The sequence below is a fragment of the Streptomyces sp. NPDC018263 genome (assembly GCF_055562575.1).
The window spans coordinates 381,085-396,162 of record NZ_JBVHFA010000007.1 but is presented as its reverse complement, the minus strand read 5'-3'; the positions used below and the strand labels follow the sequence as shown (position 1 = coordinate 396,162).

General features: G+C 73.6%; 13 protein-coding genes. 7 read left to right on the top strand and 6 right to left on the bottom strand.

Going from position 1 to position 15,078, the window contains the following annotated elements:
- Positions 1 to 107 precede the first annotated feature (107 nt).
- On the top strand, positions 108 to 1,328 hold the full coding sequence (locus ACZ3HQ_RS22320) for a saccharopine dehydrogenase family protein (protein WP_467513371.1): 1,221 nt from the start codon (positions 108 to 110) through the stop codon (positions 1,326 to 1,328).
- A gap of 3 nt (positions 1,329 to 1,331) precedes the next feature.
- Here the strand turns inward: ACZ3HQ_RS22320 and ACZ3HQ_RS22315 are convergent, their stop codons facing one another.
- Positions 1,332 to 2,759, bottom strand: a complete 1,428-nt coding sequence (locus ACZ3HQ_RS22315) for a M1 family metallopeptidase (protein WP_467513369.1) — start codon at positions 2,757 to 2,759, stop codon at positions 1,332 to 1,334.
- Between the two features lie 152 nt (positions 2,760 to 2,911).
- Here ACZ3HQ_RS22315 and ACZ3HQ_RS22310 point away from each other — a divergent pair, with 152 nt between their 5' ends.
- A complete protein-coding gene (locus ACZ3HQ_RS22310) occupies positions 2,912 to 3,259 on the top strand; it encodes a DUF488 domain-containing protein (protein WP_467513368.1) in 348 nt (115 codons plus the stop codon).
- Positions 3,260 to 3,269: 10 nt separating this feature from the next.
- Here ACZ3HQ_RS22310 and ACZ3HQ_RS22305 read toward each other — a convergent pair whose 3' ends face one another.
- Positions 3,270 to 4,943, bottom strand: coding sequence for an FAD-binding dehydrogenase (locus ACZ3HQ_RS22305; protein ID WP_467513366.1), 1,674 nt, complete (start codon positions 4,941 to 4,943; stop codon positions 3,270 to 3,272).
- Positions 4,944 to 5,002: 59 nt separating this feature from the next.
- Positions 5,003 to 5,617, bottom strand: coding sequence for a TetR/AcrR family transcriptional regulator (locus ACZ3HQ_RS22300; protein ID WP_467513365.1), 615 nt, complete (start codon positions 5,615 to 5,617; stop codon positions 5,003 to 5,005).
- 121 nt (positions 5,618 to 5,738) lie between these two features.
- Between ACZ3HQ_RS22300 and ACZ3HQ_RS22295 the strand changes: the two genes are divergently transcribed.
- Both ACZ3HQ_RS22295 and ACZ3HQ_RS22290 read left to right on the top strand, forming a co-directional pair.
- Positions 5,739 to 6,368: an alpha-ketoglutarate-dependent dioxygenase AlkB gene (locus ACZ3HQ_RS22295; RefSeq protein WP_467513363.1), complete on the top strand. Its 630-nt coding sequence runs from the start codon at positions 5,739 to 5,741 to the stop codon at positions 6,366 to 6,368.
- Between the two features lie 56 nt (positions 6,369 to 6,424).
- Entirely contained in the window at positions 6,425 to 7,171 is a 747-nt protein-coding gene (locus ACZ3HQ_RS22290) for an MBL fold metallo-hydrolase (RefSeq protein WP_467513362.1), read from the top strand.
- A 4-nt stretch (positions 7,172 to 7,175) separates the two neighbouring features.
- Here the strand turns inward: ACZ3HQ_RS22290 and ACZ3HQ_RS22285 are convergent, their stop codons facing one another.
- Entirely contained in the window at positions 7,176 to 8,060 is an 885-nt protein-coding gene (locus ACZ3HQ_RS22285) for a universal stress protein (protein ID WP_467513360.1), read from the bottom strand.
- A gap of 170 nt (positions 8,061 to 8,230) precedes the next feature.
- On the opposite strand from ACZ3HQ_RS22285, the gene ACZ3HQ_RS22280 reads away from it, so the two are divergent.
- The 3 genes from ACZ3HQ_RS22280 to ACZ3HQ_RS22270 are packed head-to-tail and all read left to right on the top strand — an operon-like array spanning position 8,231 to position 11,729.
- Positions 8,231 to 9,907: an NAD(P)/FAD-dependent oxidoreductase gene (locus ACZ3HQ_RS22280; RefSeq protein WP_467513359.1), complete on the top strand. Its 1,677-nt coding sequence runs from the start codon at positions 8,231 to 8,233 to the stop codon at positions 9,905 to 9,907.
- Positions 9,904 to 11,382 (top strand): ATP-binding protein, encoded by a 1,479-nt coding sequence (locus ACZ3HQ_RS22275; RefSeq protein ID WP_467513357.1) that lies wholly within the window; start codon positions 9,904 to 9,906, stop codon positions 11,380 to 11,382. The genes ACZ3HQ_RS22280 and ACZ3HQ_RS22275 overlap by 4 nt, the downstream gene beginning before the upstream one ends.
- Positions 11,379 to 11,729: a UBP-type zinc finger domain-containing protein gene (locus tag ACZ3HQ_RS22270; RefSeq protein ID WP_467513356.1), complete on the top strand. Its 351-nt coding sequence runs from the start codon at positions 11,379 to 11,381 to the stop codon at positions 11,727 to 11,729. Before ACZ3HQ_RS22275 ends, ACZ3HQ_RS22270 begins: the two co-directional genes overlap by 4 nt.
- A gap of 7 nt (positions 11,730 to 11,736) precedes the next feature.
- On the opposite strand, the gene ACZ3HQ_RS22265 is transcribed toward ACZ3HQ_RS22270, so the two are convergent.
- Positions 11,737 to 12,945 (bottom strand): SGNH/GDSL hydrolase family protein, encoded by a 1,209-nt coding sequence (locus ACZ3HQ_RS22265; protein ID WP_467513354.1) that lies wholly within the window; start codon positions 12,943 to 12,945, stop codon positions 11,737 to 11,739.
- A gap of 191 nt (positions 12,946 to 13,136) precedes the next feature.
- Entirely contained in the window at positions 13,137 to 14,933 is a 1,797-nt protein-coding gene (locus ACZ3HQ_RS22260; RefSeq protein WP_467513352.1) for a M4 family metallopeptidase, read from the bottom strand.
- Positions 14,934 to 15,078 lie beyond the last annotated feature (145 nt).

Genomic DNA, 15,078 nt, shown 5'->3' with positions numbered 1-15,078 from the left:
CCTTATGCCAACGCCATTGACCTTAACGCGGGGCGGGGCGTTGGATTCACGGCAAGGCGCGCCTGTCCCGTTCTTGTTCCGTCCGTGTCAGGCAGGGAGTTTCCGTCATGCGTGTACTGCTCGTGGGCGCCGGTGGTGTGGGCACCGCCGTCACCCGGATCGCGGCCCGCCGTCCGTTCTTCGACCTGATGGTGGTGGCCGACTACGACCCCGACCGAGCGGAGGCGGCCGTCGCGGCGCTCGGCGCGGACGCGGGCCGGTTCGTCGCCGAGCGGGTGGACGCGGCCGACGAGGCGGCGGTCGCCGGGCTGCTCGCCCGGCACGGCTGCGACGTGCTGCTGAACGCCACCGACCCCAGATTCGTGATGCCGCTGTTCCGGGCCGCCCGCGGGGCCGGGGTCACCTATGTCGACATGGCGATGTCACTGTCCCGCCCGCACCCGGAGCGCCCGTACGAGGAGTGCGGGGTGAAGCTCGGCGACGAGCAGTTCGCGGCCGCCGCCGACTGGGAGCGCGCGGGCGCGCTGGCGCTGGTGGGCATGGGCGTGGAGCCGGGCCTGTCGGACGTGTTCGCCCGGTACGCGGCCGACGAACTCTTCGACTCCATCGAGGAGATCGGCGTCCGCGACGGCGCCGACCTCACCGTGGACGGCTACGACTTCGCGCCCTCCTTCAGCATCTGGACCACGATCGAGGAGTGCCTGAACCCGCCGGTGGTGTACGAGGAGGGGCGCGGCTGGTTCACCACCGAGCCGTTCAGCGAGCCGGAGGTGTTCGACTTCCCCGAGGGCATCGGCCCGGTGGAGTGCGTGAACGTCGAGCACGAGGAGGTGCTGCTGATACCGCGCTGGACGGACGCGCGGCGGGTCACCTTCAAGTACGGGCTGGGCCGGGAGTTCACCGACACGCTGCGCACGCTGCACCAGTTGGGCCTGGACCGCACCACGCCGGTGACCGTGCCGGGCCCGGACGGTCCGGTCGCGGTCTCGCCGCGGGACGTGGTGGCCGCGGGGCTGCCCGACCCGGCGACGCTGGGCGACCGGATGCGCGGCAAGACCTGCGCGGGCACCTGGGTGAGGGGCACCAAGGACGGCTCGCCGCGCGAGGTGTACCTCTATCACGTGGTCGACAACGAGTGGTCGATGGCCGAGTACGGTTCCCAGGCCGTGGTCTGGCAGACGGCCGTGAACCCGGTGGTCGCCCTCGAACTCCTCGCCACCGGTGCCTGGTCGGGCGCGGGCGTGCTGGGCCCGGAAGCCTTCCCGGCCCGCCCGTTCCTCGACCTGCTGACCGCGTACGGCTCCCCGTGGGGGATGCGCGAGCAGTGACCGTCAGGCGGTCTTCGGCTTGCCCTTGGTGTACAGCCAGGTGTGCAGCACCGGGGCGACCTTCTTCCCGGACTCCTTCTCGGCGAGCCGGGTGAACTGCTCGGTCGTGCCGTGCCCGTCCCGGTGCTGGGCGGCCCAGGCGCGCAGGATGCGGAGGAAGGCCCGGTCACCGACGGCCTTGCGCACCTGGTGCAGGGCCATCGCGCCCCGGTCGTAGACGGGCGTGCCGAAGATCTTGCCGCCGTTGCCGGGGTTGCCGGGCGGGTAGGCCCACAGGCTGTCCTTGGCGGGGCGGGCGTACAGGCCGTCGAAGGTCTTCTGGGCGCTGTCGCCGCCGTGCTGCTCCTCGTAGAGCCACTCGGTGTAGCTGGCGAAGCCCTCGTTGAGCCAGATGTCCTGCCACTTGGTCAGGGAGACGGAGTCGCCGAACCACTGGTGGGCGGTCTCGTGCACGAGGGTGTCCAGGTCGGGCGCCGAGTCGTACACCGGCCGGGTCTGGGTCTCCAGGGCGTAGCCGACGTCCGGGGCGTGGTCGACGATGGAGCCGGCGGCGCGGTAGGGGTAGGGGCCGAACAGTCCGGCCTCCCACTTCAGCACCGAGGGCAGCTTCTTCATCACCGGGTCGGCGGCGCGGGCCTCGCGGGGGTCGACGGCGTCGTAGAGCTGGATGCCGCCGGGCAGGGTGCTGCGCCGGACCTGGAAGGTGCCGACGGTGGCGGTGGCGAGGTAGGCGGCCATCGGCTCGGCCTGGTGCCAGCGGAAGGTGGTGCGGCCGTGCTCGGTGCGCTGGCCGCGCAGCACCCCGTTGGCGACGGCGGTACGGCCCTCGGGGACGGTGATCGTGAAGTCGTAGGACGCCTTGTCCAGCGGGTGGTTGTTGGCCGGGAACCAGGTCATCGCGCCCTGCGGCTGGCCCGCCACGAAGGCGCCGTCGTCGGTGGGGATCCAGCCGTCGGTCGAGCCGTCCGGGTCGGTGACCGGCTTCGGCCGGCCCTTGTAGCGGACGGTGACCTTGAACTCCTGGCCCTCGCGCAGGGTGCTCTTCGGGGTGACGACGAGTTCCTGGCCCTTGCGGGTGAACCGGGCGTCGTCGCGGCCGACGCGCACGGAGGTGACGGTGAGCCCGCTCAGGTCCAGGTCGAAGCGGCTCAGGCGCTGGGTGGCACGGGCGGTGAGGACGGCGGTGCCGTCGAGGTGCCGGGAGCCGGTGTCGTAGCCGAGCGTGAGGTCGTAGTGGCGTACGTCGTAGCCGCCGTTGCCGCTCAGCGGGAAGTACGGGTCGCCCGCGCCGGCCGCCCCGGCGGTGCCGGGAGCCAGGGGCGCGGCGGCGCCGAGGAGGGCGGCGACCGCGAGGGGGAGGGTGGCGAGGACCGTCTCGCGGCCCAGGAGGGCGGTGCGGCGTCGTGCGGCCGGACGGCGGGAGGACGTCACGTGCGCTCCTTCGGGGACGACGGTGATCGCTCCGCCACAGACTAGGGCGCCGGACCCCCGGCTGTCCTGCGCTCGGGATCGCCCCGGGCCGTTCCGGCGTGCCCGGCGTACGCTCGTCCGGACCGTCCCTGCGAGCGGAAGAGGGTGCCGCCGTGAGCGTGCGGGTTCGCCGCATCTACGAACCGCCGGAGCCGGACGACGGCCTGCGCGTCCTGGTGGACCGGCTCTGGCCGCGCGGGGTCTCCAAGGAGGAGGCCCGCCTCGACGAGTGGCCCAAGGCGCTCACCCCCTCGGACGACTTGCGCCGCTGGTACCACCACGGCGGTTCGTACGACGAGTTCCGGCGCCGCTACGAGGAGGAGCTGACCGCTCCCGAGGCCGCCGGGGCACTCGGCACGCTGCGGGAGCTGGTCTCCCGTGGCCCGGTCACCCTGCTCACGGCGGGCCGGGACCCGGAGCACAGCCATGCGTCGGTGCTCCGGGACCTCCTCGCCTCCTGATCCGGCGCCGTCAGCCGGTCTGCCGGGCCGCCGCCCTGCCCGCCGCGCGGCCGGAGAAGAGGCAGCCGCCGAGGAAGGTGCCCTCCAGCGCGTTGTACCCGTGCACCCCTCCCCCGCCGAAGCCGGCCACCTCACCGGCCGCGTAGAGCCCGTCGACCGGGCTGCCGTCGAGGCCGAGGGCGCGGGAGTCGAGGTCGGTCTGGATGCCGCCCAGGGTCTTGCGGGTCAGCACCCGCAGCCGGACGCCGATCAGCGGGCCGGCGTCGGGGTCGAGGATGCGGTGCGGGGCGGCGACCCTGCCAAGCCGGTCCCCGATGTAGCGGCGGGCGTTGCGGATGCCCTGGACCTGGGAGTCCTTGCTGTAGGGGTTGGCCATCTGGAGGTCACGGGCCTCGATCTGGCGGCGCACCTCGGCCGGGTCGAGCAGGGTCTCGCCGGTCAGGCCGTTCATCCTGGCCACCAGTTCCTCCAGCGTGCCGGCGGTGACGAAGTCCTCGCCCTTGTCCAGGAACGCCCGCACCGGTGCCGGGGCGCCCTTGCCGAGGACCCGGTCACGGAGGACGGCCCTTCGGTCCTTGGCGGTGATGTCGGGGTTCTGCTCGGAGCCGGAGAGGGCGAACTCCTTCTCGATGATCTTCCGGGTGAGGACGAACCAGGAGTGGTCGTGTCCCGCGAGGTCCTCGGTGGTGCGCAGATGGCGCAGGGTGCCGAGGGTGTCGTAGCCGGGCAGGCAGGGGTCGGGCAGGCGGCGGCCGCGCGCGTCGAGCCAGATGGAGGAGGGGCCGGGCAGGATGCGGATGCCGTGGCCGGGCCAGACCGGGTCCCAGTTGGCGAGGCCCTCGGTGTAGTGCCACATCCGGTCCCGGTTGACCAGGCGCACCCCGGCCTCCGCGCTGATGTCGAGCATGCGGCCGTCGACGTAGGCGGGGACGCCGGTGACCATGTCGGCCGGGGGCGTGCCGAGCCGCTCGGGCCAGTAGCGGCGGACGATGTCGTGGTTGGCGCCGATGCCGCCGGTGGTGAGGACGACGGCCTGCGCGGTCAGCTCGAACTCCCCCACCGCCTCCCGGCTGGAGGCGACACCGCGCGGGGAGTCGTCGGGGGCGAGCAGGGTGCCGCGTACCCCGCGCGCGGTGGTGCCGTCGATGAGCAGTCCGTCGACGCGGTGCCGGTGGTGGAAGGTGAGCAGCCCGTCCCGCGCGGCCTGCCGGGCGTAGCGCACGAAGGGCTCGACCACGCCGGTGCCGGTGCCCCAGGCGATGTGGAAGCGGGGTACGGAGTTGCCGTGGCCGTCGGCGCGCAGGTCGCCGCGCTCGGCCCAGCCGACGGTGGGCAGCAGCTCGATGCCGTGGCCGCGCAGCCAGGACCGCTTCTCCCCGGCCGCGAACTCGACGTAGGCGCGGGCCCAGCGCACCGCCCAGGAGTCCTCGTCGTCCAGGCGGTCGAAGCCGGCGCTGCCCCGCCAGTCGTTCCAGGCGAGGTCGAGGGAGTCCTTGACGCCGAGGCGGCGCTGTTCGGGCGAGTCGACCAGGAAGAGGCCGCCGAGGGACCAGAACGCCTGGCCGCCGAGGTCGGCGGCGCTCTCCTGGTCCAGCAGGGCCACCTTGCGGCCCCGGCTGGTGAGTTCGTGCGCCGCGACCAGGCCGGCCAGGCCCGCTCCCACGACTATGACGTCCGCGTCCATGGAGTCCTCGTCCTTCCGTCCAGGGGTCGTGCAGGGGTCGTGCAGGATTCATGCAGGGTTCATTCCGGGTCGCCGCCGCCGGTCAGCAGGGGCGTGAGGAGGTGCTTGAGCCAGTCGCGGGCGGCGTCGACGTCCTTGTCCAGCAGGAGCTGGACGGTGACGCCGTCGTAGGCGGCGACGACCGCGCGGGCGGCGGCGTCCACCCCGCCGGGCGGGGCGGCGGTGGCCTCGGCGCGACGGAGCCGGTCGGCGACGGCCGCGCGCAGCCGGGCCCGGTGGTGGAGCAGGGTCCCGGCGACGGCGGGGTCGCGGGCGGCGTGCACCAGGAAGTCGGTCTTCACCAGCAGCCAGTCCACGTCGAGGAGGAGCACGTCGGCGACCCGGTCCACGGAGGCGGCCACGTCCAGCGCCGGGCCGTCCTGCGCGAGCGCGTCCGCGACCTGGGCGGCGATGAGGTCGGCGCGCTCCTGGTAGAGGGCGAAGAACAGCTCGTCGAGGGTGGCGAAGTTGGAGTAGAAGGCTCCCCGGCTGTATCCGGCTGCCTCGCAGACCTCCTCGATGGAGACCCGTCCGAACCCCTTGGCCGCGAACACCGCGAAGGCGGCGGCGAGCAGTTCGGCCCGCGTCCGCGCCCGCCGCCTGGTGACGCGCGGCGCCTTCTGGTCGGCCGTCATCGCCCGCACCTCCGTTTCGATACGGGAATGTATCCGATACGTCGATGTATCGAAAGAGCCGTGCCGGCGGCCGCTCCGTGATCAATAGAACGCATTTTCGATTCAGGAGTACGCTGTCCCCATGTCCACGCACCTCCAGAGTTCGCTGTTCGACCAGGCCGACGAGCTGCGCCTCGGTCCTCTCGACGGACTGGGCCGGACCGCACTGGGCTCCGGGGCCTGGATCGACGTGCTGCCGGGCTGGCTGAGCGGGGCCGACGCCCTGTTCGAACAGCTCGCCGCCGAGGTCCCCTGGCGGGCCGAGCAGCGCCGGATGTACGACAACGTGGTGTCCGTACCGCGCCTGCTGTCCTTCTACCGCGACCGGGACCCGCTCCCGCACCCGGTGCTGACGGAGGCCCGCGAGGCACTCTCGGCGCACTACGGGCCGGAGCTTGGCGAACCCTTCGTCACGGCCGGGCTGTGCTACTACCGCGACGGCCGGGACAGCGTGGCGTGGCACGGGGACCGGATCGGGCGGGGCAGCCGCGAGGACACGATGGTGGCGATCCTCTCGGTCGGCGCCCCGCGCGATCTGCTGCTGCGTCCGGCGGGCGGGGGCGCGGTGGCCGTGCGCCGGCCCCTCGGACACGGCGACCTGATCGTGATGGGCGGCTCCTGCCAGCGCACCTGGGAACATTGCGTCCCCAAGTCGGCGCGGGCCGCCGGGCCCCGGATCAGCATCCAGTTCCGCCCTCGCGGGGTGCGCTGAGCCGGCGTCTGATTGGCTGACGCGGGTCAAGTCATCGGCCGGAATCCGAGGCGAACATGCGGGCACAGGCAGAGCAGGTCGCGGACGGCGTCCACCTGGTGCGGGGCCACCACGTCAACTGGGTGATCCTGAAGGACGGCGAGGACGTCACGCTCATCGACACCGGGTATCCGGGAGACCGGCGGGCACTGCTCGACTCCCTCGTCGCCGTGGGCAGTTCGCCCGAGGCGGTGACGGCGGTGCTGATCACCCACGCGCACAACGACCACCTGGGCTCGGCCGAGTACCTGCGCGACGTCCACGGCACGCCGGTGCTGCTGCATCCGGCCGAAGTCCCGCACGCCCGGCGCGACTTCCTCCAGCAGTGCTCCGTCGGTGACGTGGTGCGCAACGCCTGGCGGCCCGGTGTGGTGCCGTGGGCGGTGGAAGTGATCAAGGCGGGCGGCACCGGCCACCACCCGGTGGTCAAGCCCGAGCCGTTCGAGTCCGGCGGCCCCCTCGATCTGCCGGGGCGCCCGGTGCCCGTGCACACGCCCGGCCACACCGACGGGCACTGCGTCTACCACCTGCCCGAGGCCGGCGTCGTGATCTCCGGCGACGCCCTGGTCACCGGGCACGCCACCTCCCGCCTCCGGGGCCCGCAGATGCTGCACGGCTTCTTCCACCACGAGACGGACCGGGCCGTGACCTCGCTGGCGCTGATCGGCGAACTGGACGGCGAGATGCTGCTGCCCGGCCACGGCCCGCTGTACCGGGGCCCGGTGCGGGCCGCCGCCGAGCAGGCCCGCGACCGGGCGTCCTGAGCGGTCAGGCCGGGTCGGCGCCCGGCCGGTCCTGCGGGACCACGGCGACCGGGCTGCCCGCGTGGTGCAGCACCCCGTGCGCCACGGAGCCGATCCGGGCGCCGACCGCCGTACGGCGCGCCCGGCGCCCCACCACGAGGAGCTGGGCCCGCGCGGCCTGGGAGACCAGCACCTGCCCGGCGCTGCCCATCTCGACGTGCTCCGCGACGGGCACGCCGGGGAACCGCTCCCGCCAGGGCCGCAGCGCGTCGGCCAGGGCCCGCTTCTCGTACGGTTCGAGGCCGCCCGCCTCGTCCAGCAGCTTCAGGGAGCCGGGGCTGTAGGCGAAGACGGGCGGCAGGGTCCAGGCGCGCACCGCGCGGACGGTGGCCCCGCGGGCGGCCGCCGCCTCGAAGGCGAAGCGCAGCGCGGCGGCGCTGTCCTCCGGGGTGCCGTGCTGGCCGACGACGATCTCCCGCCCGGCGGACTCGGCCTCCGGTCGGTCGCCCGCGCGGACCAGGATCACCGGCCGTCCGGTCTCCGCGACGACCCGGAGGCCGACCGAGCCCAGCAGGAAGCCCATCACCGCGCCGTGCCCGCGGGTGCCGAGGACCAGCGCCTCGGCGTCCGCGCCGGCCGCGAGGAGCGCGTCCACCGGGTCGTCCTCGGTCAGCTCGACGGTCGTGTCCAGGCCGGGGTGCCGTTCCGCGAGGGAGCCGACGGCGCGGCCGATGCCCTCCTCCACCCAGGTCCGCTGGGTGTCCCGGTCGGCGGGCAGTTCGCCGATCTCCTCCCAGGCGTGCACCACGCGCAGCGGCAGGCCACGGCGCACGGCCTCGCGGGCCGCCCAGTCCAGCGCCGCCAGGCTCTCCTCGGTACCGTCCACCCCTGCCGTGATCGGGCGTGTCATACGTGAAGCCTCCTCGTCGAACGGCATGTTCCGTCGTCGCCATGACCCTGCCACAGCGGACGGACGTGTCCGCCACCCGACGGCCCGAAACGCACCGGGGCGAAGCGGAAGAAACGCACATACGATGGGCGGGACCGTCCCGTGCACCCGACCGCCCGGGGTGAGAAGGCATGGCAGAGCCGACCGAGGCAGCGCGGACCGTCCTGATGACCGTGGACGACGATCCGGGCGTGTCCCGCGCGGTCGCCCGCGATCTGCGGCGCCGCTACGGCGCGTCGTACCGCGTGGTGCGCGCGGAGTCCGGACCGTCGGCGCTGGAGGCGCTGCGGGAGCTCAAGCTGCGCGGGGACTCGGTGGCGGTGCTGCTGGCGGACTACCGGATGCCGGTGATGAACGGCATCGAGTTCCTGGAACGCGCGATGGACGTCTACCCGGGCGCGCGCCGGGTGCTGCTGACCGCGTACGCGGACACCGGGGCGGCGATCGACGCGATCAACGTGGTGGACCTGGACCACTATCTGCTCAAGCCGTGGGACCCGCCGGAGGAGAAGCTGTACCCGGTGGTGGACGACCTGCTGGCGGCCTGGCGGGCCGGGGACCACCGGCCGGTGCCGTTCATGAAGGTGGTGGGCCACCGCTGGTCGGCGCGGTCGGCGGAGGTACGGGAGTTCCTGGCCCGCAACCAGGTGCCCTACCGCTGGTACTCGGTGGAGGAGCCGGAGGGCCGGCGGCTGCTGGCGGCGGCCGGGCAGGACGGTCTGCGGCTGCCGCTGGTGATCACCCCGGACGGCGGGGTGCTGGTCGAGCCCGAGGCCCCGGAGCTGGCCGCGCGGGTGGGGCTCGCCACCACACCGACGGCCGACTTCTACGACCTGGTGGTGATCGGCGGCGGTCCGGCCGGGCTCGGCTCTGCGGTGTACGGAGCCTCGGAGGGGCTGCGTACGGTGCTGCTGGAGCGCTCGGCGACGGGTGGCCAGGCCGGGCAGAGCTCCCGCATCGAGAACTACCTCGGCTTCCCCGACGGCGTCTCCGGCGCCCAGCTCACCGACCGCGCCCGCCGCCAGGCGACCCGGTTCGGCGCGGAGATCCTCACCGCGCGCGAGGTGACGGGTCTCGAGGTCAACGGCGCCGCGCGGGTCGTACGGTTCGCGGACGGCTCCGCGATCGGCGCGCACAGCGTGATCCTGGCGACCGGGGTGCAGTACCGGCGGCTGACCGCCGAGGGCTGCGCGGGGCTGACCGGCTGCGGGGTGTTCTACGGGTCGGCGCTGACCGAGGCGCCGTCCTGCCAGGGCCACGACGTGTTCATCGTGGGCGGCGCCAACTCGGCCGGGCAGGCGGCGATGTACCTGTCCCGGTTCGCCAAGTCGGTGACGTTGCTGGTGCGCGGGGCCGATCTGTCGGCGTCGATGTCGCACTACCTGGTCCAGCAGATCACCGAGGCCCCGAACATCGCGGTGCGCGCCCGCACGGAGGTGGAGGCGGCGCACGGCTCGGACCGGCTGGAGCGGCTGACGCTGCGCCGGGTGGACACCGGGGAGGCCGACCAGGTCGAGGCGCAGTGGATGTTCGTGTTCATCGGCGCCGCCCCGCTGACCGGCTGGCTGGACGGCACCGTGCGCCGCGACCGGCGGGGATTCATCCTGGCCGGCCCGGACCTGACCGTGGACGGGGAGCTGCCGGAGGGCTGGGAGCTGGACCGGCCGCCGTACCACCTGGAGACCAGTGTGCCGGGCGTGTTCGTGGCGGGCGACGCGCGCGCCGAGTCGGCCAAACGGGTCGCGTCCGCCGTAGGAGAGGGAGCCATGGCCGTGATGCTCGTCCACCGGTATCTGGAGCAGTCGTGAGCGGGCGGCCGCTGCCGTGCAGCCCCGGCGAGATCGGGAGCCTGTTCCTCTTCGAGCGGCTGTCGCCCGAGCAGTTGGGGCGGCTGTGCCGGGAGGGCCGGGTGGAGCTGTTCGAGCCGGGCCCGGTGTACACCGAGGGCGACCCGGCGACCTGCTTCTACGTGCTGATCGAGGGCGCGGTCGTGCTGTCGCGGCGGATCGGCGCCGAGGACGTGGAGGTGTCCCGGACCGACCAGCGCGGGGTGTACGGCGGCGCGATGCAGGCGTATCTCGGGGACCGGGTGCGGCAGGTGTACAACAACTCGATGCGGGTGACGGAGCCGACGCGGTTCTTCGTGCTGCCCGCGACGGTGTTCGCGGAGGTCATGCGGGCCTGGTTCCCGATGGCGGTGCATCTGCTGGAGGGGCTGTTCTTCGGCTCCAAGAGCACGCAGGCGGCCATCGGGCAGCGCGAACGGCTGCTGGCGCTGGGCTCGTTGTCGGCGGGGCTCACCCATGAGCTGAACAATCCGGCGGCGGCCGCGGTGCGGGCCACCTCCACCCTGCGGGAGCGGGTGGCCCGGATGCGGCACAAGCTGGCGCTGATCGCGGAGGGGCCGTTCTCCCGCGACGCGCTGGCCGGCCTGATCGAGCTCCAGGAGCGCACCGCCGAGCGGGTCGCCAAGGCGCCGGCGCTCGGTCCGCTGGAGGCGGCCGACCGGGAGGACGCGCTCGCCGACTGGCTGACCGACCACGGCATCGAGGACGGCTGGCGGCTGGCGCCGGTGTTCGTGCAGGCCGGGCTGGACGCCGACTGGCTGGAGCGGGTGGCCTCCACGGTGGACCAGGAGATCCTGGGCGGCGCGGTGGGCTGGCTCAACTACACCATCGAGACCGAGCTGTTGATGAACGAGATCGAGGATGCCACCACCCGCGTCTCCCAACTGGTCGACGCCGCCAAGCAGTACACCCAGCTCGACCGGGCGCCGTTCCGCGTGGTGGACGTGCACGAACTCCTCGACAGCACCCTGCTGATGCTCTCCGGCAAGCTCGGCCCGCACATCGAGGTGGTGCGCAGTTACGACCGTACGCTGCCGTCGCTGCCGGGGTATCCGGCGGAGCTGAACCAGGTGTGGACCAATTTGATCGACAACGCGGTGTCCGCGATGACCCAGGACGGCGGCGGGGGCACGCTGACCGTGCGGACGGCGCGGGACGGGGAGCTGGCGCTGGTGGAGTTCGCGGACACCGGGCCCGGTGTACCGCCGGAGATCCGGGAGCGGATCTTCGACCCGTTCTTCACCACCAAGCCGGTCGGCGCGGGCACCGGTCTGGGGCTGGACATCTCGCGGCGGATCGTCGTCGACAAGCACCGCGGCACCCTGCGGCTGGAGTCGGCCCCCGGCGACACCCGCTTCCAGGTCCGCCTCCCGCTGACCGCGGACAACCCGTCCGGCGAACCCGGCAGACCCGACACACCAGAGGAGAGCGCATGAGTGAGGACACCGCGATCGACCCGTCCGTGCCGCCGAGCGGTACGGGGTGCGTGGAGTGCGAGAGGGCGGGCAGTTGGTGGTTCCATCTGCGCCGCTGCGCGCGGTGCGGGCACATCGGGTGCTGTGACGACTCGCTGGGCAAGCACGCCACCGCCCACTACCGGGAGACCGGCCATCCGGTGCTGCGCAGCTTCGAGCCGGGCGAGGAGTGGTTCTGGAACTACGCCACGAAGGAACTGTACGAGTCCGGCCCCGCGCTGGCCCCGCCCGAGAGCCACCCGGCCGACCAGCCGGTACCGGGGCCGGCCGGGCGGGTCCCGGCCGACTGGGCGCGGCTGCTGAGCTGAATGGGCGTCAGCGCCGGCAGTCCCGGCTCGGCGGGGCGACGGCCCCGGCGATGGCGCGCATGCCGTCGTCGCCGGGGTGGAGGTGGTCGCCGCTGTCCAGGTCGGGGCGCAGCCGGGCGGGGTCGCGGGGGTCGCGCAGGGCGCGGTCGACGTCGGCGACGGCGTCGAAGTCGCCGCCGGTGCGCACCTGGTGGTTGACCTCCCGGCGCACCTTCTCGGCCTGCGGGTTCCACTGGGGCCAGCCCTTGAAGGGGGCGACGGTGGCGCCGACCACGCACAGGCCCGCCGCGTGGGCGCGCTTGGTGATCTCCCGGTAACCGGCGACGATCTCGGCCGCGCTCGCGCCGTCCCGCGCCTTGAGGTCGTTGACGCCCTCGTAGAGGATCACCGTGCGCACGCCGGGCTGGGAGAGGACGTCCCGTTCCAGCCGAGTCCCGGCGCGCGGACCGCCGTTGGTGTCGGTCAGGACCCGGTTGCCGGAGATCCCCTCGTTGGCGACGCCCATGCCCTCCGCGCGCAGCCGCCGGGCGAGGTCGTCCGGCCAGCGCCGGTCGAGTCCGGGCGTGGACCCCCACCCGTCGGTGATGGAGTCGCCGAGCGCGACGACCGCGCCGGCGCGGGGGCGCGCGGGGCGTACGGAGACGGCGTCGAGGTACCACCAGGAGCCGGTGGTCAGGGCCCAGCCGGTGTCGCCGTCGCCGCCTGGGTCGGCGTCCCGGCCGAGGTAGGAGGTGGTGAGGGCCATCTCGTGGCCGGTGGCGGGTCCCCGGGCGTCCGGGGTGCGCAGGCTGACGGCGAGGCGCGCCCCGGCCGGGACCGGGCCGGGCAGCGGGTCGCTCCAGACGGCGCCGCCGGGCGGAACGGTGACGGTGTGCTCGCCGCCGAAGGTGAGCGCCCGGTTGCTGCCCCGTTTCAGGGCCGCCCCCCGGTCCTGGAGGCCCGCGTGGGCGGCGTCGACGGTGAGCGGGCGGTCCCCGAAGGCGTTGGACAGCCGGACGCGCAGGTCGCTCCCGCCCGCGCTGACCCGCACGATCAGCCGGTAGGCCCGGTCGGCACCCTGTCCGACGCGCTGGGCGCTCGCGGCCCAGGTGACGATGCCGGAGCCGCGCACGGTGGCCCCGGCCGGCGGGGTGGCCGCCAGGGCGGGCGTCGCCTGGCCGGTGAGGGTGAGCAGCAGGACGGCGGCCGCCCGGCACGCTCTCCCCCGGCCGCTCACCTGGCCGTCTCCTTCGTCTGGCCCATGCCTGCGATGGTCCCGCCGACACCCGCGCCCCGCACCTCGGTACGCTCCGTGTCCACTTGCGCACAAGAGCCTTTTGCGCACAAGGGCCTTGCCCACTTGAGCCTTGCGCACAAAGGCCCCGCCCCGCGCGGAGGCGGGACGGGGCCTGGCGGGAGCCGGGGGTGTCAGCGGTTCGCCGGGGTGTTGGCGGCCTTGACGTTGACCGCGGCCCAGGCCCGGTCGACGGTCCGGTACTCGGTGCTCGTCGCGCCGTACAGGTCCCTGGCCGCGTTCAGCGTCGCCACGCGGGCGTCGTGGAAGTCGGTGGTGGAGACCATGTAGCGGGTCAGGGCGCGGTAGAAGACCGCCGTGGCCTTGGCGCGGCCGATGCCCTTGACGGCGCCGCCGTCGTAGGTCGGGGAGTCGTAGGAGACGCCGCCGATCTTCTTCTTGCCGCTGCCCTCGGCCAGGAGGTAGTACGCGTGCGAGGAGACGCCGGAACCGGCGTGCACCTCGGTGTCGTACGTCGCCTTCGACCAGTAGTCGACAGTGCCCTCCAGCTTGTCCAGGGAGGGACGGTCCAGACGGCGCAGGAACTTCTGCTTCAGGCCCAGCTTCTCGCCCAGCAGGTAGTTCGGCGGGTTCTTGGCGTTGGCGGCGAAGAACTCCACGTTGGAGCCGAAGATGTCGGCGAGGGACTCGTTGAGCGAGCCCGGTTCGCCGTACTGGTTGCCGTCGCTGTCGACGTAGGTCGCCTCCAGCTTGGCGGTGGCGTCGACCACGCCGTGGGTCAGCTCGTGACCGGTGACGTCGAGGACGACCAGCGGCTTCTTGATCATGTCGTCGCCGTCGCCGTACAGCATGCAGCCGCAGGCCGGGTCCCAGAAGGCGTTGCCGACCCCGCGGCCCCAGTGGACCATCGCGCGGGCGGCCTTGCCGTTGTTGGCGATGCCCGCGCGGTTGAAGGTCTTCTTGTAGAAGTCCAGGGTCTTGGTGATGCCGTACTGGGCGTCGGCGGCCGCGCTGTTGCGGTTGCTGGTGCTGCCGTTGCCCCAGACGTTGCTGGTTCCGGTGATCGCGGTGCCGCTGCCGAAGGACTCGGTGTACTTGCCCTTGGCGTCCCGCGTCTCGGTGTTGTACCGGGTGGGGTCCTTGAGCTGGAAGTGGCCGCGCGAGGTCTGCGTGGTGGTCAGCGGGACGCTGCCCACGAACAGGGTCTTGCCGGTGCCGCGCGCGGTCGCCGGGTAGCCCGAGGCGCCCGAGGTGATGCCCGCGAGGAGGCTCGGCGCGGCCGGGGCGGAGGTCGACGGGGCGACCGTCTCGCCCCGTGCCCGCAGCGCCTCGCGGAGCTTGGGCGACAGGAACTCGTCCGCGTCCGGGGTGTTGCTGCGGACCTCCCCGGTGACGGCGTCCACGACGACCGTGCGGGAGCCGCTCGCGCCGTCCAGGGCACTGCCGGTGACGGTGACCCGGTAGGCGAGGGCGGTCCCGCCGTCGCGCGCGTCGACGACGAGTTCGGCGGTTGTGGCATCACCCTCGGCGGCGTCGGCCGCCTTGGCGGCTGCCTGCCTGGCGGTGATCCGGGCGTCGGAGGCGGTGGCCCGTACGGACTGGCCGGCCGCGGTGGTCACACCGGTGTAGCCGAGCCGCCGGTCGAGGTGGACGACGAGGTCGCCGCCGAGCACCGGCATGCCGCTGTGGGCGCGCTGGAAGCGGACGTGACGGCCGCCCTCGGGGTCGAACATGACGTCCTGCACGCGGAGTTCGTCACCGGTGCCGACCCCGGAGGCGTCGGCATGGGCGAACGCGGCCGCTCGGGCCGCGTTCACCACGGGCCCGGTCCGTGCGGCGGTCCGGACGCCTTCGGCGGCCGCGCGGGCAGCCGAGGGCGCGGGGCGGGCGAAGGCCGTGCCGGCCAGGCCCGTGGCCGCCGTCGCCACCGCGACGGCGACGGCCACACTGCGTATGTGCGGTCTGCGCACCAGGAGTTGTTCCTTCGTTCGACGGCGGCCGGGCGCGCCGGCCGCCGTGACACATGGCGCCGTTGGGCAGCCATCGGGGCAGTCGGATCGCGCCCCGAAGGCTCACCCTTTCGGATGAGTCATGGCCACGTAAAGAAGGAATGAT